Below are 24,249 nucleotides of genomic sequence, written 5' to 3' on the forward strand. Positions count from 1 at the left end.
TGGGTGAGCTGCGTCCGTGATTGAGGTTTGAAGATGGAAAACGCTATGAACATCAACGCAAAACTGACCCCAGAAGAGGGCAAAGCACTTCTGTTCAATCTGCGCGAACAATACCGTCTCCTCTTCAATGACCTTTGGTACGCAGATCAATATCGCTTGATTCCTGACGGCTTACGGCACGGATCAATTCTCGCTGATAGCCCGGTTATGGCAGCTCAGAAACGTCTGATCGGCGCCCTCACCCACGGCCTCGGCCTTAGTCTGAAAGCAGTGAAATAACCATGAGAGACGATCTGCGTCACGATGTTTTACAGCGTCTCGAGTCCGACTACGGACTCAGACATCGCAGCGGTACTGACTACATGCGTGGCGGTACTTGCCCGAATTGCAATCAAAAGACTCTCTTCACGCGGTTTTCTGCACCTTGGTTGGTTATTTGCGGTCGCCCTGAAAAGTGCAAACACACCATGCCCGTCAAGGAGATTTATAACGATCTTTTTGAAGACTGGAGCAAGCGCGCACCGGCAACAAATGACCAGCCAAACGCGACGGCGCGAGCCTATCTGGAGTTCGCTCGCGGATTTCGATTTGAGGTTGTTACCGGCTGGTTCAGCCAGGAGAGCTATTTCTCTCCTGAAGTGAATGCCGGTAGTGCAACGGTGCGCTTCATCCTTGAGAAAGGCGGTTATTGGGAACGCTTGATTGATCAACCTCACCGTTTCGGCAAGAAAAAAGCTCGATTCAAGCCTGGGGAAAGTTACAAGGGCGTTTGGTGGTGCCCTCCGTGCGTCGATCTGCTTGAGGTTGAAGAGCTCTGGATCACCGAAGGAATTTTCGACGCAATAGCGCTTATCCATAACGACATCGCCGCAGTGGCGGCTATGTCATCCAATGCCTTCCCAGAAGAGTCGCTTAAGAAACTTATTGAATTACGTGCTGCCAATTTGCCAACACTCGTATGGGCGCCAGACAACGAGCCTGAGGCGTGCAATTACGCGCAACGCTGGGTTCGTCTTGCCCGCGAAATGGGCTTTACCTGCAGAGCAGCGTTAATCCCTCAGCCTGGCCGCAAAGTTGACTGGAATGACTTGCATCAGCGCTGGCAGTTCGAAGACGACGAACAAAAGCGTAATCATAGACGCAAGCGTGATTTGGAAGCCGCTCGCCACCAAGGTGATTTGATGGTGGCTGAATCGCCTCGCGATAAAGCGATGTTGATTTACACCTGGGAAGAAAATGGCGCGGAATTCCACTTCGATTTTGCCAACCGTTTGTACTGGGCAAAATTCGACCTGCACAAGTTGGACGACGAGCAGAAGAAGATTTTCAAAAGTGAGAATCACGACGACCAGTTGCTCAATAGCAAAGGAGCCAGGCTCAAAGCACTGGATACTGCTTGTTCTTTGAAGCTGTTGGCCAATTGCAACTTCAACACGTTGTACAAGCAATTAAATGAGTCAACGGGTGAAGCTTGGTATTACGTCCGCATAAATCCGCCTGGCGATGCGCCCAGCGAAAAAATCACTTTCACTCTTAAACAGTTTGCGTCCAGTAGTGAATTCAAAGCACGCCTTCTGTACTCCAGCGCTATTTGGCTTGGTGCGCAAAAGCACCTGGATCAGATTTCGATGAAGCAAATCGAGGGGATCAAGACGGTCGAAACCATCGACTTCGTGGGTTACAGCAAGGATCATGGCGCTTACATTTTTAGCGATTTAGCCTGTCATAACGGAACGGTGTACAAGGCCAATGCGGAGGACTATTTCGAGTTTGGCAAACGCCGCGTGAAGTGCTTGGTCAAAAACGTAAAGATCAACCCAAAGGCCAGCAGCGATGGCTATCGTGATGAGTGGCTTGCGAAGCTGTGGCTCTGCTTCGGTGAAAAGGGATTGATCGCATTGACGTATTGGTTCGGTTCGCTGTTCTCAGAGCAGATACGGGCGCAGTACGAAAGTTTTCCATTTTTGGAAGCAACTGGAGAGCCTGATGCAGGCAAGACCACCTTAATCATGTTCCTTTGGAAACTATTCGGTCGCCACTATGAGGGCTTCGATCCTACCAAAGGCACAGTAGCAGGACGTAGCCGTTCCATGGGCCAAGTCGCGGGGATGCCTATAGTACTGATTGAAGGCGATCGCAATAGCGACGCGTCAAACACCAAATCGTTCGATTGGGATGAGCTCAAAGACTACTTCGGCGGAGGACTGCTGGGCACACGCGGCGTGAAGAACAACACTAACGAAACCTATGAGCCAGAGTTTCGCGGAACAATCGTTATCAGCCAGAACGCACCGGTAACGGGCCATGAGGCCATTATTAGTCGGATCGTCAAGCTACACTTCCTCAAGCCCAAAATCACCCCAGAAAGCAGCGCCGCCGCTGACGCCCTCAATCTGATGGAAATCAACGATGTCAGCAACTTCATCGTTCAGGCGATCAGTCACGAGCCACAGGTAATGGCTCGCTTTTGCGAGACTTATCCGACTCACCGAGAACAACTTCGCTCGCTGCGTACGCTGGGCTCGGCTCGAATCATCAAGAACCACAGCATGATGCTCGCGCTTGTTGACTGTCTCGCCCTGGTCCTGCCGCTGAGCGACGCCATGATCAGCGGTACACGCAAAGAAATCGTTGAGATGGCGCACGAACGACAGGCAGCGATCGTCGTAGATCCGCCTGAGGTGATCGAGTTCTGGCAAGTCTACGAGTATCTGGAATCACTCACTACTGAACCCCTGGTCAACCACAGCAAGAAGGCTGATGTCATTGCGATCAATCTCAATGGGTTCGCAAAAATCGCCTCCGAACACCGTCAGAAGCTGGCCGACATTGGCACCCTGCGCGCCCTGCTACGCGACTGCCGCACGCACAAACTCATTGATATCAACCGCACCACTTCCAGCGCGATCAGCAGCATTCAACGTCGGAACAATTTGGTGAACCCGCCTCCTGAGTCGGTGAGCTGCTGGCAATTCAAGTCTTGATATGGAACGACGAGAAATGCAAATTCAAGTGATAAGTGGATCCCTTAGCGATGAAGCATCAGACCTGATTGGGTTCTTAGTCGCAGGTCTTAAAGAGACAAGCCATGGCTACCCGATAGGTTGAAGGCCTGCTGTTAATTCTGGAAGTGCGCGCCGCTCGAGGCGAGCGGGAGATTCTGGCCATAGAGTGCAGCCGTGACCAGATTCAGGCGGTGTTGGAATGGCAGTCAGTAACGGAAAATAACGTCGATCTGGAGGACCTGGTGATTCACCTTGTGCGAAAGGATCCGGACATAACGAATGCCGATTGAAGCTGGAAAGAAATCGCTTCCAAGCCTGACGAATTAAACAACAAATAACGTCATAGTTAGTTTGAGGATTATCACGATGAAAACGCTGTTCGTCCTAATGGCCCAATACAACGGCCAAGCAGTTATCTCTTTAGATCGAGTCTGCAGAGACTATTTCACCCATCTCACCCCTGATATGTTTCAGCGTAAAGTAGGGGCTGGGCAGATCAAGATTCCCATAACGCGCATGGAGCCTAGTCAGAAAAGCGCAAAAGGAATTCACATTACAGACCTGTCGGAATACTTAGATGCCCAACGCGCAGCGGCTGTCAAAGAGAGCAACCAGTTAAACAGCCCGCCACGCAGCAGCTAAAGTTTTTTCAACGTCCTGGCGCCCAGTTTCACGGGCGCTTGTAAGACTTTCTCAAACCACTCCCAGTTTAAGTAAACATCACCACGTCCCCGCAGGTGCGTGTAGCGACGCATTGAGTTCCAATCTCGGTGGCCAGAAACACTTGCGACTCGAGGAATGTCCCAATCCATCTCAAATAGACGGCTGATTCCATCGTGGCGCAAGTCATGAAAATGCAGATTTTCAATGCCCAGTATCTGACAAGCCCTAGTCCATGAAGTGGATACAGACTCTGCGCTATAAGGAAATATCTCAGGTAAAACCTTCGGCATAGTCTCGACGATGGCCCACGCCTCCGGTGGCAAATGGCACCAAACATCGTTACCCAGCTTTTGACCTGGATTCTTCATGTCTCGCACTAACACTCGTTGCCCGACCTCATCTAGGTCCGACCACAGAATCCTCGTTATTTCTTCCTGGCGCCGTGTCGAGAACATCGCAAATCCGGCCATTTTGAGCATGTTTATCGATGTTGGGCGCCGGGCTTGGATTTCTTGAAAGTGCGTCAGTAGCTTGTTGAATTCCTGTAACGACGGTCGGCGGTCGCGTTCGCGACTTTTCATGTTGTATCCGAGCTTTTTCAACACTCTGCGGGCATCGGTCATTGCGTGTGGATCGACCTCGTAGCCCCAAGCAGGCCGAGCGATCGACAGCACCGCGCCGAGATGCGCCAGATCGTTACCTGCCGTCTGAGGCTGAACGTTCCCGCCCTCTAGCCCCATTCGCCATAATGCATATTCCACCAACTGTTGGCTGTTGATGTCCTGGTCATTTATTTTCCCCAGGTACGACTCGCTGATCGCTTTCAGCGTGGCAAGTTTGGTCTTTCCTAAAGGCCTGACCTTTTCCATCTCCAGCAAGTATCGGTCGATCATCTCTTTGACGGTCGCGCCCTTACGATTCGCTCGTTCAATTGCTCCTGGTTGGTCCAATTCAGCTTCGCGTTTGCGAACCCAAGCCTGAGCGGCCTGTTTCCGGGCAAAGGTCTGGCTCTCTTGGTAGACTTGCAACCCTTCACGGGCCAAGCGTATCTGAACGGTATAGCTAACTGTTCCGTCAGCTCTGGATCGCTTTCTTATCGTAGCCATGGGCAACTGGTACACGCCTGATTTCAACTGGTACATTGTACCAGTGACCCCTAAAAAACGTCCGAAATCGCCCCTAGATAGGCATTAAACACGCAGAGTAAAATGATACAAAATGTAGCTGAAACCCGCGTAATACCTAGCCTTAAGCCTTCTAGACGCTTTAGCGTGGCCCCTATGATGGATTGGACTGACCACCATTGCCGGTACTTCCTACGGCTCCTGTCAAAGCACGCCCTTCTCTATACAGAGATGGTCACCACCGGCGCATTACTCAACGGCGATCACGAGCGCTTTCTGCGCCATGACCAAACTGAGCATCCATTAGCGTTGCAATTGGGTGGCAGCGTCACTGCGGACTTGGCCGCATGCGCGCGGATGGCGGAGGCTGCGGGTTATGACGAGGTTAATCTGAACGTCGGCTGCCCGAGTGATCGGGTGCAGCACAATTTGATCGGTGCGGTGTTGATGGCGCATCCGGGGCTGGTGGCGGATTGTGTGAAGGCAATGCGGGATGCGGTGGCTATTGCGGTGACGGTGAAACATCGCATCGGAATCAATGGCCGAGACAGCTACGCTGAGTTGTGTGATTTTGTTGGTCAGGTGCATGAAGCGGGTTGCACCAGTTTTACCGTGCATGCACGGATAGCGATTCTTGAGGGCTTGTCGCCCAAAGAAAACCGCGATATTCCGCCGCTTCGGTACGACGTGGTAGCAAAGCTGAAGGCAGACTTTCCCAATCTGGAAATCATTCTGAACGGTGGCATCAAGACCCTTGACGCGTGCGCCGAGCACTTGGAGATCTTTGACGGGGTGATGCTGGGCCGCGAGGCTTACCATAATCCGTACATTCTGTCTGACGTCGATCAACGGCTGTTTGGCAGCACCGCGCCGGTAATTTCCCGAGCGCAAGCGCTGTCGGCCTTGCGGCCTTATATTGCTGCGCATATCGAAAGTGGTGGATCAATGCATCACATCACTCGCCACGTACTGGGTCTTGGCACGGGCTTTCCAGGGGCACGGCGCTTTCGGCAACTGTTGTCAGTCGACATCCATAAAGCACAAAACCCGCTGGCGCTGCTCGATCAAGCGGCAGAGCTGCTGGATGGTCGCTAGTTATCTATAAGTTAACGGAACAAGCTGTGCGGATGGGGCTCAAATGTTTCTGGATTGCCCATCCGCCTCAGGACGCATCGACGAAGATGCTCTCTTGAGTGGCCGGCAGCGCTCGGGTAATGTCATCTAACCGCACAGGACAGAGCACACTCATGACTTCCAAGCTGGAACAACTCAAGAAAATCACCACTGTAGTCGCCGATACCGGCGATTTTGATGCCATCGCCCGTCTTAAGCCGGTGGATGCCACGACCAACCCGTCCTTATTACTCAAAGCTGCTTCAAGTTCGAGCAACGAAGAATTGCTCCAGGAAGCATTTAAGGGCAGTAAAAACGATATCGGCTTGGCCTGCGACCGTTTCGCTGTCGCTATCGGTCAGAAAATTCTTAAAGTCGTTCCGGGCCGCGTATCTACCGAAGTGGATTCCCGCCTCTCGTTCGACACCAACGCCATGATCGAACGTGGCGAACGCCTTATCGGTTTGTACGACGAAGCCGGCATCGGCCGCGAGCGGATTCTGATAAAGCTGGCATCGACCTGGGAAGGTATCCGTGCCGCCGAGAAGCTGGAAAAAAGCGGCATCCAAACCAACCTCACCCTATTATTCTCGTTTGCTCAGGCGGTAGCCTGCGCCGAAGCCGGCGTGTTTTTGATCTCGCCGTTTGTGGGTCGGATTTACGACTGGTACAAAAAATCGGCTGGTCACGACTTTGTGGGCGCCGATGATCCTGGCGTTCAGTCGGTCAGCAAGATCTACAACTACTACAAGTCTAACGACTACAAGACAGTGGTCATGGGCGCCAGCTTCCGCAACCTGAGCCAGATTGAGCAATTAGCCGGCTGTGATCGCCTGACTATCAGCCCAGATCTGCTGGAGCAACTGTCGAAAGACATGGGCACGCTGGAGCGCAAACTCGCACCGGGCAACCCGGGCGAACCGCGTCAAAGCCTGACCGAAAACCAGTTCCGCTGGGCATCGAACGAAGACGCCATGGCCACCGAAAAATTGGCCGAAGGTATTCGCCAGTTCGCTCGCGATCAGGAAAAACTTGAGGCATTGCTCGCCGCTAAGGCCTGAATGCATAAAGGGCGGCACCTTTTTGTAGGTCCGCCCTTTTTTATGCCCGCCCAAAGCGATGACTGTGCCAGTCGTTTTAGTGGGCCTTAATGCCCTCAAGCGCATTGACCAGATCATGAAACGCTTCGCGATTCGAGTCGTTAAGGCCCATCAAAATCTTGTGCGCCTCCAACACCTTCGCTTTTACCACTTCCTCGGACTGATCTTGCGAGGGCAGGTCCGTCAACGAGTCAGGGCAGCGAATCGGCCGATCAACGATGTTGAACACCTGATCGAACCCCATCGACTGCAGTAGCCGAGTAATGTCTTCGTGGGTGGTGACAACCGTCGGCAGCAATCCAACTTTTTGCCGCGACATGATCGACAGCTTGGCCAGCAAGCCGAGCGTCGTGCTGTCTATGCTGCGGGTTTCGGTCAAATCGATGACGATTGCCGAAAAATTCCGCGAGGTGAAGATTCTTTCAATAGTTGTATCCAACGCCGAACAGAGCGTCAGCCGCACTTCCCCAACGAACTTGAGAATGAACGTGCCTGCTTGCTCGGCGAACTGGATTCTACCGGTACTCATTAAAGGTTCCTGCTCAACACCAACAAGGCGATATCATCCGGCATCTCCCCTAGCGTGGCCAATCCAAACACTTGACGCAGGCCTTCCAGGCTGCCGCCTGCCGCTTTCACCAATTGAGGTAAAACGGCTTCTTTCTCTTTGAGTGTATCACCCGGTAAAAGGTCCAATATCCCATCAGACAGCAAGGTCAGACTGAACGCTTCGGGCAAATCCAACACATGATCCTGATAGGTCGCTTCATTGAACAGTCCTACTGGCAAGCCTCGACCCTCCAGATAGTGCACTTCAGTGGGCGTATACATAATCGGTAGCGGTAAATGGCCGCCGATGCTGTAGGTCAATTTTCCGGTGTCTTCGTCGATGACGCCGCCAACCATGGTGACATGCTTACCCAGGTTGCAGTTGATCAATCCACGATTGATGTGACCAAGTACTTCCGAAGGCTTGAAGTCGGGCATGGTGCCGTTGCGCTTGAATTCGAACATCAAACGCGTGGTCATGAATTTCAGCAGGACCGTAACAAACGCGGATGAAGCTCCGTGCCCCGAGACGTCAGCCAAATAGAAGGCTACGCGGCGCTCGTCGACGCGAAAGTAGTCTACAAAATCGCCAGACAAGTACAACGACGGAATGATCTCGTGAGCGAACTGAAACTCGCCGACTTCCCACGGGTTCACTGGCAGCATGTTCATCTGAACCTGGCGACCGGCATTCTGGTCTTCCTGGAGCAAATGCAAGCTGGCTTCGAGTTCCCGGTTAGCCGTTTCCAGCTTTTGCCGATAGCGTTGGTTTTCCAGCAGCAAGCGTGCTCGATCCAGGGCTCGACGCACTGAATGCTCGAGCACTGCCAGATCTTCCAACGGCTTGACCAGGTAGTCTGCCGCGCCCAAACGCAAGGCTTCGACAGCGTCGTTCATCACGCCAGCGCCGGAAACGACGATGACCGGCATATCAGGGGCGAGGTCTGTCACCTGACGGATAAGTTCAAGGCCGCCTACCTGAGGCATACGCAGGTCGCAGATCACTAGATCGGGCTTTTTTTGCTCGAAGATCTGAAGGCCCTGCAAGCCATTGCTCGCTTGCAGGACGCTGAAGCCACTGTCTTCCAAATAGGCGGCGATGCTCGCGCGCACTACCTCGTCGTCATCGATTATCAGCAGCGTGGCACTGGTTTTCTGCATGTGGGCAAACGGCGCCAGGGGTAGGTTGGCGTAAGCGATTCGGATCTACCGGAGCGCTTACTGGATTCGCTTCTAGCCTCTCTAAAACGGTAGCGACAGACTTTTCGGTCGCTGACATTGCCATTCAGAGGTGCCCTTCAAGGCGCAGACGGTACTCCCATCCGACGGGCGTTTCAAGCTCATGCCTGTGGTGCCTTGGAGTCTTTACATCACAAATCACAGAGAGTTATAAGAACAGACAAATCAGCAACTAAATCGAAGGACTAGCCATGAGCCAAAATGATCGGGACTACGCGGAAAAGAGAGATTACATCCGCATGCGTGTGGATGCCGACATCACCTTGCTGTATGCAGGCCAGATCATCCCTGCATTCTGCGTAGACCTGTCAAGCTCGGGCATGCAGGTGCAGGCGCCGCGTGCATTCAAGGTGGGCGACAAGCTGAACGTACACATCGACTCGGACCATTCGGCCCTCAAAGGATTGGAAGCTGAAACCGAAGTGGTTTGGCTTGTGGACCATGAAGAAGGCGGTCAAAAACTCGGCCTGACGATTATTTCGATGAATTGATACTAATTTTGTCGTTGCGAATTTATTGAAAAAAAAGGCGCCCCGAAGGTCGCCTTTTTTTCAGATCAAGAACGATTAGAAATCGTCTTTCACCTTGCCGTCTTTGACCTTGAACTCGCGATGCTGCAAGTAAGCGTTACGGATGAACGTGTACTTGTCACCGCTGATCAACTTCTCAGCCGACAGCAGGCTGGCGCGGGTATCAATGATATCCAGCGCCTCAAGCGAATTACGCCAGGCGATGTCATTCATGTAGGGGTACGGCGCGTCATAGGTGTCAGGAAACCTGGCGAGGCCATCACGCACGGTGCTTGGGCCAAGCAATGGCAGCATCACGTAAGGACCGCTGGAAACACCCCAGTAACCCAAGGTCTGACCGAAGTCTTCGTCGTTACGCTGCAAGCCCATACGGGTGCCGACGTCGATGAAGCCAGCAACACCCAGCGTGGTGTTCAACAACAGACGCGCTGTATCGACGCCAGCAGCGTGGGGTTTGGCCTGCAATACATCGTTGGCAAAGTTGCGGACGTCGCCAATGTTGTTGAAAAAGTTATGGATGCCGTCTTCAACGAATTGTGGCGTGATGAACTCATATCCTTGAGCCAGAGGCTTCAGCGCGTAAGTATCAAGCGTATCGTTGAAGCGAAAAATAACGCGGTTGACGCCTTCCCACGGATCTTCATCCGCCGCCTGGGCTGCCAAAGGGACCAGTGCTACACCGGCTATAAAGCACAGTTGAGCCAGACGATTGATTAAGCCTGCACCAGTCACGGGCATAGCTGACACTCCTAATTAATGGGTCGGGCTCTTGCCCTGCACGTCAAGGCCGGCAGTATAAGGCCTTATGCGACATTTTTGGCAGTCTCCCTGATACTGATAGTGCTAATGCACAAAATCGATAGCGTTCTGCCCCTCAAGCGTTCATCTGACTGTCATAAAGCCTCCGTAGCGTAGGAGAATATTTCAGGGACGCCACTATGCCTGCGCCACACGCCCTACATCCGCCTGTACCCGCTCCCGCCTTCACCGCGTTGCTCTTCGGCCTCAGTGGCTGTTTGGTGGACTTTGGCGCCTGTGCAGCGTCCTCATCGAGCAGTAACTCGACCAGTATCAAGCCCGAAAATCTGCGCGATGGGATCAACGAATACGCCAGCGTTACCCCCGGCTCCCTCGCTATTCTGCAAACCCTCAACCGCCAAGGGGTGCCCTGTGCCTGGCTGGATGAATTACCCGAAACCCTGAGTCAACACCTCGCCAAGCCACTCGAAAACTGGATAAAGCCGGCAGGCCGTTCCAAGGCCTGCGCGGATTGGCCTGCACCGGATGCTTGCTGGCAAGCGTTAATGAGCCTCAACGTGCAACAGTTGGACGGCTGCGTGCTGGTTAGCGGCGAGCCACGGCTGTTGCAGTCAGCGCTGAACGCGGGACTTTGGACTGTCGGCTTGGCGACCTGCGGGCCACTTTGCGGTTTGTCGCCCAAAGACTGGCAGGCGCTTAGTGACGCCCAGCGCGAATATCGACGGGGCCAAGCTACCTTGCAGCTCTACAGCCTCGGTGTTCATTCGGTGATCGATCACTTGGGCGAGCTCGCGTCCTGCCTGGCGGATATCACGTTGCGAAGGACCAAAGGCGAGAAGCCCTGATAACGTCTGTTTGATCAAGATCATGCACTTAGGAGCGGAGTGGATTAGTCTTACGCACATCACGGACCTTTTAGCCTTGCGCTGGGTCCATGCCAGAGCCTATCCATAGAGGGAGCACGCTATGCCTGCCCGCGAACTGCAAGAACAACTCAATACCCTGCGCGAGCAACTGGAGAAGAATCCACCGCTTTCCGAATCTGAACGTCAGCATCTGCACGAACTGATGGTGCAAATCGACCGTAAAATCAAACTGGAGTCCATGACCCAGGACCAGGATTCAAGTCTGTCCGACGGTGTTAACCTTGCGGTGGAACGCTTCGAGCTGAAGCATCCAGCCATTGCCGTCACACTGCGCAATATCGTGCAGACCCTCGGCAACATAGGGATTTAAACCTTTTCAGGTTTTATCTTCTGTAAAAAAACCCGTCCTGCCGACGGGTTTTTTTATCACTGTCGCGCCAGCCGGCGATTTTCATGACTGATCGCTTCGGTGCTGCGGTAGGGGTTGATATCGAGACCGCCGCGGCGTACGTAACGCGCGTAAACCGTCAATTTTTCCGGTTTAAGCAGGCGTTGCAAATCAAGAAAAATTCGCTCGACACATTGCTCGTGAAAGTCGGAGTGCTGACGAAAGCTGACGATATAAGCCAACAGACTGGCAGGCTCGAGCGCCCGACCGCGATACTCCACGACAACGCTGCCCCAATCGGGCTGACTGGTCACTGGGCAATTGGATTTAAGCAGATGACTGTGCAGGCTTTCTTCGATCACTCTCGATTCATCGCACCGCAATAACTCCGGACGTGGCGCCTCGTAGCTGGTGACGTTGATATCCAAGTCGTCGATGCAAGCACCGGGCAGTGACGCAACCCCTTCTCGCTCAATGTCGACCAGACTGCGAATGCGCACGCCCACCGACTTACCCGCAGATGCTGACAAGTCTTTTTCCAGTACCGCCACCAGCACCGCGCGATCAGCGAACACGGTTTGGTTCAGCGAGTTTAGGTAGAGCTTGAACGACTTGGATTCGATGATATTCGGCGAGTCTGCCGGAATACTGAACTCACCGATGGCCACAACCGGTTTGCCGGATGGCAATAACCATGACAGCTCATAGCAGTTCCAGAAGTCGACCCCCTGATAGGGCAAGGTTTCAGCGGTCAGACCGAGTTCGGCCCACTTCGCGGCACGGGGAATCGGGAACAGCAATGAAGGCGTGTAGGTGGCGATGTATTCACTGGATTTGCCCAGCGGCGAATGTTCGGCTGCGGGATGCATAGCGGAGACCTGACTAAATTATCCCGCCGAGTTTATAGGGTTTACCCGCCGCTTTCAGCGCTTAGTCGACGATCTCGACGTTGCCAACCATTCCCGCCTGATAATGCCCAGGAACATTGCACGCGAATTGAATGCCACTGGCCTTGCTGAACGTCCACGTCAATTCCGCGGTTTTACCCGGTTCGACCAGCACACTGTTAGGGTCATCGTGCTTCATCGCTCCACCCATCATGCTGCCGTGATCCATGGCGTCATAGTTGACTCCGGTCGGCAGAAGCATTCCGTTTTCCTGCATTTCACGCATTTCTTTTTGATGTTCAGCATGCATGGACGCGCTGCCGAGGTTGAACTCATGCAGTAACTGTCCCTTATTGGTCAGCACAAAGCGCACCGTCTCACCGGCTTTGACCTGCAAGACCTTGGGCTGAAAATAAATATCACCCAGTGTTACCTGCTCGGTGCGCGTGGCTTGTGCGGCCGGGGATGCATGTCCAAAACTCAGGGTTTCGTCAGCGCTGGCCAGCAGGGGCAAACTCAACGCACACATCCCCGTTGCGACTAACAAGCGAAAAAGCGTGGTCATAATTTCTCTCCCTTATGGAATCCATGAATCCTGAAAATCACTCGTACCGCAACGCGTATGCCGGCTGGATCTGCGCCGCACGCCAGGCTGGGTACAGGGTAGCCAGAAAGCTCAGAATAAACCCGGCGCTGCAGATCAAGACGACATCGCCGCCTTGTAATTGGGACGGCAGGTTGTTAACAAAGTACACGTCTGAACTGAAGATGTGCTGACCACTGACACGTTCGAGCCAGCCGACCATCGCGCTGACATTGATCGCAGCAATGACGCCCAAAACGCCGCCGATCAACGTACCAACGATGCCGATAACAGTACCCTGAACCATAAAAATAGTCATGATCTGCCCGGGCGTGGCGCCGATGGTGCGCAGGATCGCAATGTCAGCGCCCTTATCATTCACCACCATGATCAATGTTGCGATGATGTTGAAGGCAGCCACGGCCACAATCATCAGCAACAACAGACCGATCATGGTCTTTTCCATTTTCATGGCGCTGAACAGACTGCCTTGGGTATGGGTCCAGTCATCGGCACGGTAATCAGCCCCCAAACCGGCGACGATGGACGCTGACACCTGGGGTGCGGTATACAAATCCTTTAGCGCCAACCGCACGCCTTGCACTTGATTCGGCTGCCAATGCTGTATCTGTGCAGCATCGGCCACGTTGATCAGTGCCATGGTGCCATCAAGCTCTGCGCCAACCTTGAAAACGCCAACCACGGTCAAACGCTGCAGGCGCGGTGTAATGCCACCCGCAGCCGTCGCGCTGGCTTCCGGGACGATCAAGGTAACTTTGTCGCCGACATTCAAACGAAAGCGTCGGGCAGTGATTTCACCCACCACCACCCCGAACTCACCGGCTTTAAGGTCTTCCAGACGGCCTTGAGTGATGTGTTGAGCCACAATTGATACTTCGTGCTCCAGCGCCGGATCAACACCGCTGACCTGGATCGGCTGCATCGAGCCCTTATAGGAGAACATGCCGTCCATTTCGGTAAACGGAACGGCAGCGGTCACCTCAGGGTTCTTCAGTGCCGCCGCCGCAACGGGCTTCCAGTTGTCGAGCGGCGTTACGCCATTGATGACGGCGTGGGGCACCATGCCGAGAATCCGCGAACTCATTTCACGCTGAAAGCCGTTCATGACCGATAGCACAACTATCATCGCCAGAACGCCCAACGCGAGGCCGATCATCGAGGTCATGGAAATAAACGAAATAAAATGATTTCGGCGCTTGGCGCGGGTATAGCGCGTGCCAATAAAGATCGATAACGGTCTGAACATTCGCGGAGCACCGTAAAAAAGTGTGAAAAACCCGACGCCGTTATGGGCGTCGGGCTAATGGGTCAGCCTTCGACCAGTCGGCCTTCTTCAAGACGCAACACACGGTCCATCTGGCTGGCCAGGCTCATATCGTGAGTCACCACCAAAAACGCCGTGCGCGACGAGGTGCTGAGCTCCAGCATCAAATCCTGAATACCCTGAGCCGTATGCTGATCAAGGTTACCCGTAGGTTCATCAAGCATCACTAAGCCTGGCTGATTCACCAATGCCCGGGCAATCGCAACACGTTGCCGCTCGCCACCTGACAACTCCGACGGCTTATGCGCCAGCCGATGCCCAAGCCCCACGCGTTGCAGCAAGGCCGTAGCGCGCTGTCGTGCTTCCGGGATCGCCGTACGCCCGATCAAGAGCGGCATGCACACGTTCTCAAGCGCGGTGAATTCTGGCAGCAGGTGGTGAAACTGGTACACGAAACCCAGCGATCGATTGCGCAGCAGCCCGCGAGCTTTCTCGCCCAATGCCGACAGCTCTTCGCCCGCCAGCCACACGCTACCTTGCGAAGGTGTATCCAGACCACCCAACAGATTGAGCAGCGTACTTTTACCCGAGCCGGAACTGCCGACAATTGCCACGCGCTCGCCAGGGTGCAATTCCAACTGCAAACCCGACAAAACCACCACGGACTCCGGGCCTTCCTCGTAGGATTTGCCCAGATTGCGGCAACTCAGCACTGCTTTATCACTCATGCCCGACTCACTCATAACGTAACGCCTCCGCCGGCTGGGTGCGCGCAGCACGCCAAGCTGGATACAGGGTGGCGAGGAAACTTAAAACCAATGCGGCGCCGCAGACCAAAACCACGTCTTCGGTCATCAACTGCGACGGCAGATAGTCAATGAAGTAGACATCTGAACTGAGAAACTTGTGCCCTATCAGACCTTCAAGGGCGGAAATGGCTGCGCTGACATTGAGTGCGGCAAAGATCCCGACCACCGCGCCAATCAACGTACCAACCACGCCAATGACGGTGCCTTGGACCATGAAAATACCCATGATCTGCCCAGGCGTCGCACCGAGGGTACGCAAAATTGCGATGTCGCCCTTCTTGTCGTTAACCACCATTACCAGCGTAGAAATGATGTTGAAGGCCGCAACGGCGACGATCAGCAGCAACAACAGGCCGATCATGGCTTTTTCCATACGAATCGCTTGATACAGATTGCCATGGGTTCGGGTCCAGTCACGGGCATAAAACTCGTGATCGCCCAGCTTCTGGGCAATTTCCCACGCCACGCGTGGCGCTTGGAACAGGTCATTGAACTTGAGTCGCAAGCCCTGCACCTGATCCGGCTTCCAGCGATGCAGGCGGGCCAGATCCGTCAGATTGGTCAGGCCAAGGTAGCCATCCAGCTCACCGGCACCGACGTGAAAAATGCCGACCACAGTGAAGCGCTTCATGCGCGGAAAGATGCCGCCGGGGGTCACGGTGACTTCCGGGGCAACGAAGGTGACCTTGTCACCCAGACCAACACCCAGGTTGGTGGCGGCCTTGTCACCGATCACAATCCCGAAACTGCCAGGTGTCAGATCGTCGAGGCGACCCTGCTGCATGAAGTTATCGATAATGGAGACTTTGCGCTCTTCGACCGGATCGACCGCGTCCAGGAGCACCTTCTGCACTTTACCGTTGTTGGTCAGCAAACCCTGCATCTGGGTAAACGGCGCGACCGCCTGGACTTCAGGATGCGTTTTGACCTTTTCAGCCAGCGCATGCCAGTCGTTGATCGGTCGATCCCCCTCAATGGTGGCGTGGGGCACCATGCCGAGGACGCGGGTTCGCATCTCATGATCGAACCCGTTCATCACCGACAACACGACAATCATTACAACCACGCCAAGGGCAAGGCCGATCATCGACGTCAGGGAAATGAAAGAGACAAAATGATTACGACGTTTCGCACGGGTATAACGCGTGCCAATAAATACAAAAAGAGGTCTGAACATTTAGGGGCTTGTTCGGAGGAAAAGGAACGTCCTTGTGGCGAGGCTCAACGAGCAGCTTTACACTCAGACCACCGCCGCTACCATGGGTTCGCCATGTCGACATTAGATGAAGAAGATCGCCGCGAATACTACCGTATCGAGGACACGATCGCACTGGAAATAAACCAACTGTCAGGCTCCGGGCCAGGTCATCCGGCGTCCGCGCACGACACCTCTATTTTGTTCAACCTGCTCAGCGATCTGCATGTCAGCGAGTTCGAATCTCAGCATCTGCTGCGCCAGCTTGGCGAAAAAGACCGCGTGCTGAATAGCTTTCTGAAGGCCCTGAGCAAGCGCATCGATTTACTGGGCCAAGTGGTGGCACATACCGTTCTAGGCAGCATCGGCGAGCCCCAGCTGGTGACGCTGTCCGAAGGCGGTGTGCAATTTCATCATCCGCTCCCCCTTCCAGCCGGCACTCAGCTGTCGGTCAAGATGGTGTTACTACCCGAGGCAAGAGGCCTCATGGTTAACGCAAGAGTCACCCATTGTGATGCCCATGAAATCGGCAATTATGAGATTGGCACCGAGTTCGAAGACCTCTCGGACGCTCAACGACAGCTGCTTGCCCGACACATCCTGCAACGACAATCTCAGCAACGGCGCTTGGCGAAAGAACAAAGTGAGACGCCTGAGTCATAGGATTGCCGGGGCCGCCTGACCATGCTGGGTTGGCGCCGACCTCTTCGAAACTGAATTTACCCTCACAACACATCAGGGCCGGGCGCCACCAGCCCTACCCTTTTCAACCTTGAGTCAATATTGACGGACGCCCCCTAGGAGTAAACGTGACGCTCATTTACGGCCACCGCGGCGCCAAAGGCGAAGCACCGGAAAACACCCTGACCAGTTTCCAGGAATGCCTCAAGCATGGCGTTCGTCGATGTGAACTCGACCTACACCTGTCGCTGGACGGTGAGCTAATGGTCATCCACGACCCAACGCTCAAGCGCACCACTGATCGACGCGGCAAAGTGGTCGAGCACTCCGCCGCCGACCTTGTGACCTATGACGCACGTAAAGGTGGCCCAGGCTGGTTCCAACCTTGCCCGATTCCGCGTTTGGAAGAATTGTTCGAAACCTGTGATTTTGACCATTGGCAATTGGAAGTCAAAAGTGCCTCACGCACCCGCGCTGCAACCACTGTGTTGGGGATTCGCGAAATGGCGCAACGTCATGGCCTGTTGGACAAAGTGACGGTGACGTCGAGTTCCAGGGAAGTTTTGCGAGCAGCGCTGGACCTGACCCCCGATTTATCTCGGGGATTAGTCGCCGAATACGCTTGGCTCGACCCATTGAAGGTCGCGCACGGTTATGGCTGCACGGTATTGGCGTTGAACTGGACCCTATGCACACCTGAGCGGCTACAAAAGGCCCAGCGTCAGGGTTTGCACGTGTCCGTGTGGACAGTCAACGAACCCGCGCTGATGCGCAGGCTCGCCGACTTCGGCGTAGACAGCCTGATTACAGACTTTCCCGGTTTGGCCAGCGCCACGCTCGGGAATCACTGAAATCGGTCTCCCCGACCGGCTCAGGCCACCGGCCGGAGCCGCTTAAAAAAGCCGGTTGAGGCCGTCGTAAGCAGCTACCCGATAGGCTTCGGCCATGGTCGGGTAGTTGAACGTGGTGTTAACGAAATACTTCAGCGTATTGGCTTCGCCCGGCTGGTTCATGATCGCCTGACCGATGTGCACAATCTCTGACGCCTGGTCACCGAAACAATGCACGCCCAGCACTTGCAGCGTGTCGCGGTGGAACAGGATTTTCAGCATGCCCACCGGTTCGCCGGAAATCTGCGCCCGCGCCATGCCTTTAAAGAACGCCTTACCGACTTCGTACGGCACCTTCGCCTGGGTTAGCTCGTGTTCGTTTTTACCGATCGAGCTGATCTCGGGAATCGTATAGATACCGGTTGGCACGTCGTTGACGAAGCGCCAGCTGCCGTTGTCGACAACACTGCCTGCCGCTGAACGCCCTTGGTCATAAGCCGCGCTGGCCAAACTCGGCCAGCCGATTACGTCACCTGCACCGTAGATGGTCCCCACACTGGTGCGGTAGTTCTCATCGACTTCAATCTGACCACGGCTGTTGGCTTTGATACCGACGTTTTCCAGACCCAGCTTGTCAGTGTTACCGGTGCGGCCGTTACACCACAGCAAGGCATCGGCCTTGATTTTTTTGCCGGACTTGAGGTGCAGGATCACACCGTTTTCCAGGCCTTCAACTTTCTCGTAATCTTCGTTATGGCGAACCATTACGTTGTTGTTGCTGAAGTGGTAGCTCAGCGCCTGGGCAATTTCCGAATCGAGGAAGCTCAGCAACTGCTCACGGTTATCCACCAACTCAACCATCACACCCAGGCCACTGAAGATCGATGCGTATTCGCAACCGATAACCCCAGCACCGTAGATAATCAGTTTGCGCGGGGTATGCCCGAGGCTGAGAATGGTGTCGCTGTCATAGATACGTTTGTGGGAAAAGTCGATGTCGGCCGGACGATAAGGGCGCGAACCAGTGGCGATGATAACCTGACTGGCCACCAGCTTTTCCACTGCGCCGTTGGCGCACACCACGTCGACGGTACGCTCGTCAGCAAAACTACCGGTGCCAAAAAACACGTCGACTCGGTTGCGGGCGTAATAACCCGTACGCGAGGCCACTTGTTTATTGATGACCTTTTCGGCGTTTTTCAACACGTCTGGGAACGAAAACCAACGCGGTTCGCCAATCGCCCGAAACATCGGGTTGGTGTTGAACTGGATGATTTGCTTGACCGAGTGACGCAATGCCTTGGACGGGATAGTGCCCAGGTGAGTGCAGTTGCCGCCGACCTGCTGACGGCTATCGACCATCGCGACCTTGCGCCCCGCTTTCGCGGCGTTCATTGCCGCACCTTCTCCCGCAGGACCGGAACCCAGTACCACTACGTCGTAGTTGTAGACAGCCATGCGTACTCCTATAGAACGGGCCGAAACGCCACTCTGGCGTCTCTGGCTAAATCACGTCGCGGCCAGCGACATGAAGGATCAAAACCTGGGGCGCAGTCTAACCAAGCGCCGACGCGGCGAACATTAACCCTTGGTCGCGTCGTAGGCTAATGTTGTATGCACTACATCGCCCATCGCATCGAAAAACCTGCGCTCAGCTACTGTAATTTGCCGGGAAACAGGCGGTCGAATTCCGCACTGCTGCGGATGATAAAGCCGTTATCGGCTCGGATCACAAAAAATGCTGCGATTTTATGCGCGTCGGCAAAGGCCCACCCCCGTTCCGGGCCGAGAATCTCTAATAATGTGGAGAGCCCATCAGCCACTAACGCGGAATGATCAATGACCGTGACGGATGCCAGCGCATGCACAATTGGCGCTCCGGTCAGCGCATCGAAAGTGTGGGAGTAGCGTTTGCCGTCCTGCTCGAAATAATTTCGATAGTCGCCGGAGGTAGAAACGCCATACCCGTCCAGTTCGACAATTTTTTCGGCAACCTGCTGATCGTCTCGCGGCGTTTCAAGGGCTACGCGCCAAGGCGACCCGTCGGCTTTTTTGCCGACCGCCTTGAGTTCACCAGTGGCCTCGGCCAAAAAACTCTGGATGCCCAATGCCTGTAAGCGAGCGCTGATGAGGTCCACCGCGTACCCGGCGGCGATGCTGTTGAAATCGACTTCAACCGGCGCGTCCTTGCACAACTGATCGCCGTCAACGCTAAGGTGGCCGTGACCCACGCGCTGAAGCACCTGCGCCAACTGTTCCGGCGTCGGCACACGTTCGACCCGGGCTTGCGGCCCAAAACCCCATACATCGAGCAATGGCTCGACGGTTAGGTCGTACGAGCCCTGGCTGTCGTTGGACAACTGCTCACCGAAACGCACCAACTGCAGCACGCCTGCGGGCATCGGCTGACAGCTGTTTCCTGGCAGCTTATTGAACCGCTCAATATCGGAGTCGGCGCGGTAGGTCGACATTTGCCGATCCACTTCGGCCAGAATCGCCTCAACCTCCGGCTGAATATCCTTGGCCTGTGGTCCGCCAGAGTGCCTGACGTACTGCACCGAATAGGTGCTGCCCATGGTCGGACCCGTAAAGCTTTCAAGACTGTCACCCGAATCGCACGCGGTCACGGCACTTATCAGCACCAAAGACATCGAAATTCTTACCAGATGGGGACAGAGCCGAAGCGACGTCAGCCGCATACGCCAATCAAAACGCATAGTCACTCTCAAAACCCGTCGTTGGGCAACAATTGTCGTACCTGTTTACGCTAAACACCAATGAGGCTCGGCCGTTATGCGATATCTGCTTCTCTGCTTGTTACTGTTGTTGAGCCCGATCGTCTCGGCCGACTCAGCCGATCGACTCAAGGAAGCCGCGTTTCCCAGCCAATTGAGCGACAAAACACCTGCGCTTGCGCTAAAAGGCCAGGGGGTACTGACTTATTTATGGGCTGACGTTTATGCCGCCGCCCTGTTCAACGAGCCGTCATTGAGCGCCCAACAAGCGTTTAGCGAACAGCGTGCGCAATGTCTTGAGCTGTATTACTTCCGAGACATTGATCGCTCGGACGTGATCAAGGCGGCCGATGCTACGCTGGCCCGTCAACAAGACGAAGCCACCCTCGCCCGCTTGAAACCGGAACTGGATCAACTGCACGCAAGCTTTCACAACATTCAGCGCGGGGACCGCTATCTACTTAGTTTTCTACCGCAGCACGGCCTTAGCTTAGAGCGAAATGGCCAAGTAATTTTCAAAAGTGCAAACCCGGAATTGTCGCGGGTCTACTTCGGTCTCTGGCTGGGGCCCGACGGTTTGTCGAAAAGCTTGCGTAAAGCCCTGTTAAATCGAACTTAAACCGCGTTTTCCAGTTGTCTTGGCGACTTATTAAACATATTGTTACATCTATGTGCTGCATGCCGGCAGGATGCCAAGGTGCAACAACAAAAAAAACAAGGGATTTCAGCGACATAGCCTAACGTGAGTAATTTGAAATGGCCTCGAATACGGGCAAGGGCAAGGCGATTTTTCGCGTTGTCAGCGGCAACTTTCTAGAAATGTTCGACTTTATGGTCTACGGCTTTTACGCCACGGCCATTGCGAAGACTTTCTTCCCTACCGATAGCGCTTTTGCTTCACTGATGCTGTCGTTGGCGACATTCGGTGCCGGCTTCCTGATGCGCCCATTGGGTGCGATTTTCCTCGGCGCTTATATTGACCGTCACGGCCGTCGCAAAGGCCTGATCATTACATTGGCGATGATGGCCATGGGCACGGTGCTTATCGCCTGTGTACCGGGTTATGCGACGCTTGGCGTTGCAGCGCCGCTGCTGGTGTTGTTCGGGCGTTTGTTACAAGGCTTCTCCGCTGGCGTGGAACTGGGCGGTGTCTCGGTTTACCTCGCAGAAATCTCAACGCCGGGTCGTAAAGGCTTCTTCGTTAGCTGGCAATCAGCTAGCCAACAAGCTGCGGTGGTATTTGCCGCCTTGCTCGGTGTCGGTCTCAACCATTGGCTGAGCCCGGAACAAATGGGTGATTGGGGCTGGCGCGTACCGTTCCTGATCGGCTGCATGATCGTTCCGGCGATCTTCATTATTCGTCGTTCGCTGGAAGAAACGCCTGAGTTCCAGGCCCGCAAGCATCACCCAACCTTAGGCGAAATTATTCGTTCGATCGGCCAGAACTTTGGCTTGGTATTGGGTGGCACCGCGCTGGTGGTGATGACCACTGTGTCGTTCTACTTGATCACCGCTTACACACCGACCTTCGGTAAAACCGAGCTGCACCTGACCGACTTGGAAAGCTTGCTGGTCGCAGTATGTGTGGGTATCTCGAACTTCATCTGGCTGCCAGTCATGGGCTCGTTGTCTGACCGCATCGGCCGCAAACCGCTGCTGTTGGCCGCAACTATCCTGGCATTGCTCACGGCTTACCCTGCTCTGTCTTGGCTGGTGGCCCACCCAAGCTTCGAAAACCTGTTGATTGTCGAGCTGTGGTTGTCGTTCCTGTACGGATCTTATAACGGTGCCATGGTTGTAGCCCTGACCGAAATCATGCCCGTCGATGTACGGACAACCGGTTTCTCCCTGGCCTACAGCCTGGCAACGGCGACCTTTGGCGGCTTCACCCCGCTGGCCTGCACCTACTTGATCCACGTTCTGGACAACAAAGCAGCGCCTGGCATCTGGCTTAGCGGTGCCGCCCTCCTGGGCTTGGTCGCAACGCTGGTGCTGTTCCGCAAAGGCAAAAACCGACTGGAAGCGCCTCAGGCGGTTCCCGTTAACGGCTGATAGCTGGATACAAACGTCGTGATAAAAAATGCCCCGGTTAGCCGGGGCATTTTTTTGTCTTGAGTTTGGTATTGACCTACTTACGCAACTATCAGCCGCGATGACGACCCGTGGCTTGCCGACGAATGCGGTCAGTCACCACCGAGTCGCGACTTTCGCAGACAAGCCTGCTCCCACCGTTTTTGATCGTCATGTGGGTGCAATATCCATCGAACACCAGACAGCAGACAAAAAAATGCCCCGACTCATCAGGGCATTTTTTACAACCGCTGCTTACTTCGGAAAAGCTGGCGGGTTAACCCCAGCAATATCTTCCATAACGCGCACCACCTGGCAGCTGTAACCGAATTCGTTGTCGTACCACACGTACAGAACAACGCGGTTGTCGTTGCAGATAGTCGCTTCAGCATCGACAACACCGGCGTGACGCGAGCCAACGAAATCGGTTGAAACCACTTCCAGCGAGTGAACAAAATCGATCTGCTTATGCAGATCCGAGTGCATTGCCATGTAGCGCAAGTACTCGTTGATTTCTTCGCGGGTGGTGGGTTTTTCAAGGGTCAGGTTGAGAATCGCCATCGACACGTTAGGTGTCGGTACCCGGATCGCATTGCCGGTCAACTTGCCAGCCAGCTCAGGCAGGGCCTTGGCGGCGGCGGTGGCGGCACCGGTTTCGGTGATGACCATGTTCAGCGCGGCACTACGGCCACGGCGATCACCCTTGTGGAAGTTGTCGATCAGGTTCTGGTCGTTGGTGTACGAGTGAACCGTTTCAACGTGACCGTTGACGATACCGAACTTGTCGTTGACCGCTTTGAGCACCGGCACGATGGCGTTGGTGGTGCAAGAAGCCGCCGAAATGATCAAGTCATCAGGGGTAATCTGGTCATGGTTGATGCCATGCACGATATTCTTCAGCTTGCCTTTACCCGGCGCAGTCAACACAACGCGGGCGATGCCCGGGCAGGTCAAATGCTGGCCCAGGCCTTCGGCATCGCGCCACACACCGGTGTTATCTACCAGCAAGGCATTCTTGATGCCGTACTGAGTGTAATCCACGTCAGTAGGGTTCTTGGCGTAGATCACCTGAATCAGGTTGCCGTTGGCGGTGATGGTGTTGTTGGCTTCATCAATGGTGATGGTGCCATCGAACGGGCCATGTACCGAGTCGCGACGCAACAGGCTGGCACGCTTGATCAAATCATTGTCGGCGCCTTTGCGCACAACAATCGCCCGCAGACGCAAGCCATCGCCGCCGCCGGTTTTTTCGATCAGAATCCGCGCCAACAGGCGACCAATCCGGCCAAAACCGTACAGCACGACATCGGTGCCTTTGCCCGAGGTAGCGCTTTGCTGACCCACTACATCGGCCAACTCATCACGTACAAATTGCTCGGCGCTGCGGCCCTTGCCTTCAGCCTTGAATTTCACGGCCAGCTTGCCCAGGTCCACCGAAGCGGCACCCAGTTTTAGCTCACTCATGGCTTTAAGCAGCGGGAACGTCTCATGCACGGACAACTCGACGCCATCGGCCTGACGGTGACGAGCAAAGCGATGTGCTTTAAGAATTGCGATGACTGAACGGTTGATCAGGCTGCGGCCATAAATCGAGCTCACCACATTATTATTGCGGTAGAGCTGACCGATGAGAGGGATCATTGCCTCGGCGAGGGCTTCACGATCGATCCATTCACCAAGACACTGGTCGGGCTTCTGAGTCACGGGAACCTTCCACATGTAGGGGCTGAAAAAAGGGACTACATTATGCCGCCGCCTTTGTTTATGAGCAATGCGTGACAGTGAGATCACACAGCACTACATAAATTCCATGCACGTGAAACGCTGAAAACTGACAG

Annotated in this window: 24 protein-coding genes and 1 pseudogene; 13 read left to right on the top strand and 12 right to left on the bottom strand. The window is 54.6% G+C overall.

The features are described from left to right. Positions 1-33 precede the first annotated feature (33 nt). The 4 genes and pseudogenes from RHM65_RS22360 (at position 34) to RHM65_RS22375 (ending at position 3,647) form a co-directional block, all read left to right on the top strand. Positions 34-279 carry a hypothetical protein gene (locus RHM65_RS22360; protein WP_322184070.1) on the top strand — a complete coding sequence of 82 codons (246 nt, stop codon included), beginning with the start codon at positions 34-36 and terminating at the stop codon, positions 277-279. Between the two features lie 2 nt (positions 280-281). Next, complete coding sequence (locus RHM65_RS22365) at positions 282-2,984, top strand: toprim domain-containing protein (protein WP_322184072.1); 2,703 nt, start codon at positions 282-284, stop codon at positions 2,982-2,984. A 16-nt stretch (positions 2,985-3,000) separates the two neighbouring features. Beyond that, positions 3,001-3,295, top strand: a pseudogene (locus RHM65_RS22370) (hypothetical protein). 76 nt (positions 3,296-3,371) lie between these two features. After that, complete coding sequence (locus RHM65_RS22375) at positions 3,372-3,647, top strand: pyocin activator PrtN family protein (RefSeq protein WP_322184074.1); 276 nt, start codon at positions 3,372-3,374, stop codon at positions 3,645-3,647. On the opposite strand, the gene RHM65_RS22380 is transcribed toward RHM65_RS22375, so the two are convergent. Further along, positions 3,644-4,774, bottom strand: coding sequence for a tyrosine-type recombinase/integrase (locus tag RHM65_RS22380; protein WP_322185369.1), 1,131 nt, complete (start codon positions 4,772-4,774; stop codon positions 3,644-3,646). The genes RHM65_RS22375 and RHM65_RS22380 overlap by 4 nt on opposite strands. A 102-nt stretch (positions 4,775-4,876) precedes the next feature. On the opposite strand from RHM65_RS22380, the gene dusA reads away from it, so the two are divergent. Both dusA and tal read left to right on the top strand, forming a co-directional pair. Next, positions 4,877-5,887, top strand: coding sequence for a tRNA dihydrouridine(20/20a) synthase DusA (dusA, locus tag RHM65_RS22385; RefSeq protein ID WP_322184076.1), 1,011 nt, complete (start codon positions 4,877-4,879; stop codon positions 5,885-5,887). Positions 5,888-6,039: 152 nt separating this feature from the next. Further along, the gene (gene tal / locus RHM65_RS22390; protein ID WP_322168736.1) at positions 6,040-6,966 is read left to right on the top strand and encodes a transaldolase; all 927 of its coding nucleotides are present in this window, start codon (positions 6,040-6,042) and stop codon (positions 6,964-6,966) included. A 76-nt stretch (positions 6,967-7,042) separates the two neighbouring features. Here the strand turns inward: tal and rssC are convergent, their stop codons facing one another. Together rssC and rssB are read right to left on the bottom strand one after the other, a co-directional pair. Then, positions 7,043-7,534: an anti-sigma factor antagonist RssC gene (gene rssC / locus RHM65_RS22395; protein WP_322168732.1), complete on the bottom strand. Its 492-nt coding sequence runs from the start codon at positions 7,532-7,534 to the stop codon at positions 7,043-7,045. Next, on the bottom strand, positions 7,534-8,715 hold the full coding sequence (rssB, locus tag RHM65_RS22400) for a two-component system response regulator RssB (protein ID WP_322168730.1): 1,182 nt from the start codon (positions 8,713-8,715) through the stop codon (positions 7,534-7,536). Before rssB ends, rssC begins: the two co-directional genes overlap by 1 nt. A gap of 269 nt (positions 8,716-8,984) precedes the next feature. On the opposite strand from rssB, the gene RHM65_RS22405 reads away from it, so the two are divergent. Further along, positions 8,985-9,284: a PilZ domain-containing protein gene (locus RHM65_RS22405; protein WP_322168728.1), complete on the top strand. Its 300-nt coding sequence runs from the start codon at positions 8,985-8,987 to the stop codon at positions 9,282-9,284. A gap of 75 nt (positions 9,285-9,359) precedes the next feature. On the opposite strand, the gene RHM65_RS22410 is transcribed toward RHM65_RS22405, so the two are convergent. Then, positions 9,360-10,061: a VacJ family lipoprotein gene (locus tag RHM65_RS22410; RefSeq protein ID WP_322168725.1), complete on the bottom strand. Its 702-nt coding sequence runs from the start codon at positions 10,059-10,061 to the stop codon at positions 9,360-9,362. Positions 10,062-10,261: 200 nt separating this feature from the next. On the opposite strand from RHM65_RS22410, the gene RHM65_RS22415 reads away from it, so the two are divergent. Together RHM65_RS22415 and RHM65_RS22420 are read left to right on the top strand one after the other, a co-directional pair. Further along, a complete protein-coding gene (locus tag RHM65_RS22415) occupies positions 10,262-10,927 on the top strand; it encodes an HAD family phosphatase (RefSeq protein ID WP_322168722.1) in 666 nt (221 codons plus the stop codon). Positions 10,928-11,048: 121 nt separating this feature from the next. Beyond that, entirely contained in the window at positions 11,049-11,318 is a 270-nt protein-coding gene (locus RHM65_RS22420; RefSeq protein WP_322168720.1) for a DUF4404 family protein, read from the top strand. Between the two features lie 56 nt (positions 11,319-11,374). On the opposite strand, the gene queF is transcribed toward RHM65_RS22420, so the two are convergent. From queF to RHM65_RS22445, 5 genes are all read right to left on the bottom strand, one after another. Then, complete coding sequence (gene queF, locus RHM65_RS22425; protein ID WP_322168717.1) at positions 11,375-12,205, bottom strand: NADPH-dependent 7-cyano-7-deazaguanine reductase QueF; 831 nt, start codon at positions 12,203-12,205, stop codon at positions 11,375-11,377. A 61-nt stretch (positions 12,206-12,266) separates the two neighbouring features. Beyond that, positions 12,267-12,788 (bottom strand): cupredoxin family protein, encoded by a 522-nt coding sequence (locus tag RHM65_RS22430; RefSeq protein ID WP_322184078.1) that lies wholly within the window; start codon positions 12,786-12,788, stop codon positions 12,267-12,269. Positions 12,789-12,825: 37 nt separating this feature from the next. Then, positions 12,826-14,073, bottom strand: a complete 1,248-nt coding sequence (locus RHM65_RS22435) for a lipoprotein-releasing ABC transporter permease subunit (protein WP_322168712.1) — start codon at positions 14,071-14,073, stop codon at positions 12,826-12,828. 62 nt (positions 14,074-14,135) lie between these two features. Next, entirely contained in the window at positions 14,136-14,819 is a 684-nt protein-coding gene (gene lolD / locus RHM65_RS22440) for a lipoprotein-releasing ABC transporter ATP-binding protein LolD (protein WP_322168709.1), read from the bottom strand. A 7-nt stretch (positions 14,820-14,826) separates the two neighbouring features. Continuing rightward, positions 14,827-16,077: a lipoprotein-releasing ABC transporter permease subunit gene (locus RHM65_RS22445; RefSeq protein WP_322168706.1), complete on the bottom strand. Its 1,251-nt coding sequence runs from the start codon at positions 16,075-16,077 to the stop codon at positions 14,827-14,829. A 93-nt stretch (positions 16,078-16,170) separates the two neighbouring features. Here RHM65_RS22445 and RHM65_RS22450 point away from each other — a divergent pair, with 93 nt between their 5' ends. Further along, positions 16,171-16,758: a PilZ domain-containing protein gene (locus RHM65_RS22450; protein WP_322168704.1), complete on the top strand. Its 588-nt coding sequence runs from the start codon at positions 16,171-16,173 to the stop codon at positions 16,756-16,758. A gap of 146 nt (positions 16,759-16,904) precedes the next feature. Next, positions 16,905-17,627 carry a glycerophosphodiester phosphodiesterase gene (locus tag RHM65_RS22455; RefSeq protein ID WP_322168701.1) on the top strand — a complete coding sequence of 241 codons (723 nt, stop codon included), beginning with the start codon at positions 16,905-16,907 and terminating at the stop codon, positions 17,625-17,627. A gap of 42 nt (positions 17,628-17,669) precedes the next feature. Here RHM65_RS22455 and sthA read toward each other — a convergent pair whose 3' ends face one another. Both sthA and RHM65_RS22465 read right to left on the bottom strand, forming a co-directional pair. Further along, positions 17,670-19,064 carry a Si-specific NAD(P)(+) transhydrogenase gene (gene sthA, locus RHM65_RS22460; RefSeq protein WP_322168698.1) on the bottom strand — a complete coding sequence of 465 codons (1,395 nt, stop codon included), beginning with the start codon at positions 19,062-19,064 and terminating at the stop codon, positions 17,670-17,672. A gap of 197 nt (positions 19,065-19,261) precedes the next feature. After that, a complete protein-coding gene (locus RHM65_RS22465; RefSeq protein WP_322168695.1) occupies positions 19,262-20,257 on the bottom strand; it encodes an FAD:protein FMN transferase in 996 nt (331 codons plus the stop codon). A gap of 142 nt (positions 20,258-20,399) precedes the next feature. On the opposite strand from RHM65_RS22465, the gene RHM65_RS22470 reads away from it, so the two are divergent. Together RHM65_RS22470 and RHM65_RS22475 are read left to right on the top strand one after the other, a co-directional pair. After that, positions 20,400-20,960: a chalcone isomerase family protein gene (locus RHM65_RS22470; protein WP_322168692.1), complete on the top strand. Its 561-nt coding sequence runs from the start codon at positions 20,400-20,402 to the stop codon at positions 20,958-20,960. Positions 20,961-21,097: 137 nt separating this feature from the next. Then, positions 21,098-22,393 carry an MFS transporter gene (locus RHM65_RS22475; protein WP_322168690.1) on the top strand — a complete coding sequence of 432 codons (1,296 nt, stop codon included), beginning with the start codon at positions 21,098-21,100 and terminating at the stop codon, positions 22,391-22,393. 273 nt (positions 22,394-22,666) lie between these two features. Here the strand turns inward: RHM65_RS22475 and RHM65_RS22480 are convergent, their stop codons facing one another. Beyond that, positions 22,667-24,130 (bottom strand): glyceraldehyde-3-phosphate dehydrogenase, encoded by a 1,464-nt coding sequence (locus RHM65_RS22480; RefSeq protein ID WP_322168687.1) that lies wholly within the window; start codon positions 24,128-24,130, stop codon positions 22,667-22,669. Positions 24,131-24,249: the final 119 nt, after the last annotated feature.

The organism is Pseudomonas sp. CCI4.2, assembly GCF_034350045.1.
In the GTDB taxonomy this organism is placed as follows: domain Bacteria; phylum Pseudomonadota; class Gammaproteobacteria; order Pseudomonadales; family Pseudomonadaceae; genus Aquipseudomonas.

Bases quoted from the DNA above. Each gene is read 5' to 3' on its own strand.
- RHM65_RS22375 (WP_322184074.1), top strand. From the start codon at position 3,372: ATGAAAACGCTGTTCGTCCTAATGGCCCAATACAACGGCCAAGCAGTT.
- RHM65_RS22380 (WP_322185369.1), bottom strand. From the start codon at position 4,774: ATGGCTACGATAAGAAAGCGATCCAGAGCTGACGGAACAGTTAGCTAT.
- RHM65_RS22450 (WP_322168704.1), top strand. From the start codon at position 16,171: ATGTCGACATTAGATGAAGAAGATCGCCGCGAATACTACCGTATCGAG.
- lolD (WP_322168709.1), bottom strand. From the start codon at position 14,819: ATGAGTGATAAAGCAGTGCTGAGTTGCCGCAATCTGGGCAAATCCTAC.
- RHM65_RS22430 (WP_322184078.1), bottom strand. From the start codon at position 12,788: ATGACCACGCTTTTTCGCTTGTTAGTCGCAACGGGGATGTGTGCGTTG.
- tal (WP_322168736.1), top strand. From the start codon at position 6,040: ATGACTTCCAAGCTGGAACAACTCAAGAAAATCACCACTGTAGTCGCC.
- RHM65_RS22445 (WP_322168706.1), bottom strand. From the start codon at position 16,077: ATGTTCAGACCTCTTTTTGTATTTATTGGCACGCGTTATACCCGTGCG.
- RHM65_RS22365 (WP_322184072.1), top strand. From the start codon at position 282: ATGAGAGACGATCTGCGTCACGATGTTTTACAGCGTCTCGAGTCCGAC.
- RHM65_RS22435 (WP_322168712.1), bottom strand. From the start codon at position 14,073: ATGTTCAGACCGTTATCGATCTTTATTGGCACGCGCTATACCCGCGCC.
- sthA (WP_322168698.1), bottom strand. From the start codon at position 19,064: ATGGCTGTCTACAACTACGACGTAGTGGTACTGGGTTCCGGTCCTGCG.
- RHM65_RS22415 (WP_322168722.1), top strand. From the start codon at position 10,262: ATGCCTGCGCCACACGCCCTACATCCGCCTGTACCCGCTCCCGCCTTC.
- RHM65_RS22405 (WP_322168728.1), top strand. From the start codon at position 8,985: ATGAGCCAAAATGATCGGGACTACGCGGAAAAGAGAGATTACATCCGC.
- queF (WP_322168717.1), bottom strand. From the start codon at position 12,205: ATGCATCCCGCAGCCGAACATTCGCCGCTGGGCAAATCCAGTGAATAC.
- RHM65_RS22465 (WP_322168695.1), bottom strand. From the start codon at position 20,257: ATGTCTTTGGTGCTGATAAGTGCCGTGACCGCGTGCGATTCGGGTGAC.
- RHM65_RS22360 (WP_322184070.1), top strand. From the start codon at position 34: ATGGAAAACGCTATGAACATCAACGCAAAACTGACCCCAGAAGAGGGC.
- RHM65_RS22410 (WP_322168725.1), bottom strand. From the start codon at position 10,061: ATGCCCGTGACTGGTGCAGGCTTAATCAATCGTCTGGCTCAACTGTGC.
- dusA (WP_322184076.1), top strand. From the start codon at position 4,877: ATGATACAAAATGTAGCTGAAACCCGCGTAATACCTAGCCTTAAGCCT.
- RHM65_RS22480 (WP_322168687.1), bottom strand. From the start codon at position 24,130: ATGTGGAAGGTTCCCGTGACTCAGAAGCCCGACCAGTGTCTTGGTGAA.
- RHM65_RS22470 (WP_322168692.1), top strand. From the start codon at position 20,400: ATGCGATATCTGCTTCTCTGCTTGTTACTGTTGTTGAGCCCGATCGTC.
- rssC (WP_322168732.1), bottom strand. From the start codon at position 7,534: ATGAGTACCGGTAGAATCCAGTTCGCCGAGCAAGCAGGCACGTTCATT.
- RHM65_RS22420 (WP_322168720.1), top strand. From the start codon at position 11,049: ATGCCTGCCCGCGAACTGCAAGAACAACTCAATACCCTGCGCGAGCAA.
- rssB (WP_322168730.1), bottom strand. From the start codon at position 8,715: ATGCAGAAAACCAGTGCCACGCTGCTGATAATCGATGACGACGAGGTA.
- RHM65_RS22475 (WP_322168690.1), top strand. From the start codon at position 21,098: ATGGCCTCGAATACGGGCAAGGGCAAGGCGATTTTTCGCGTTGTCAGC.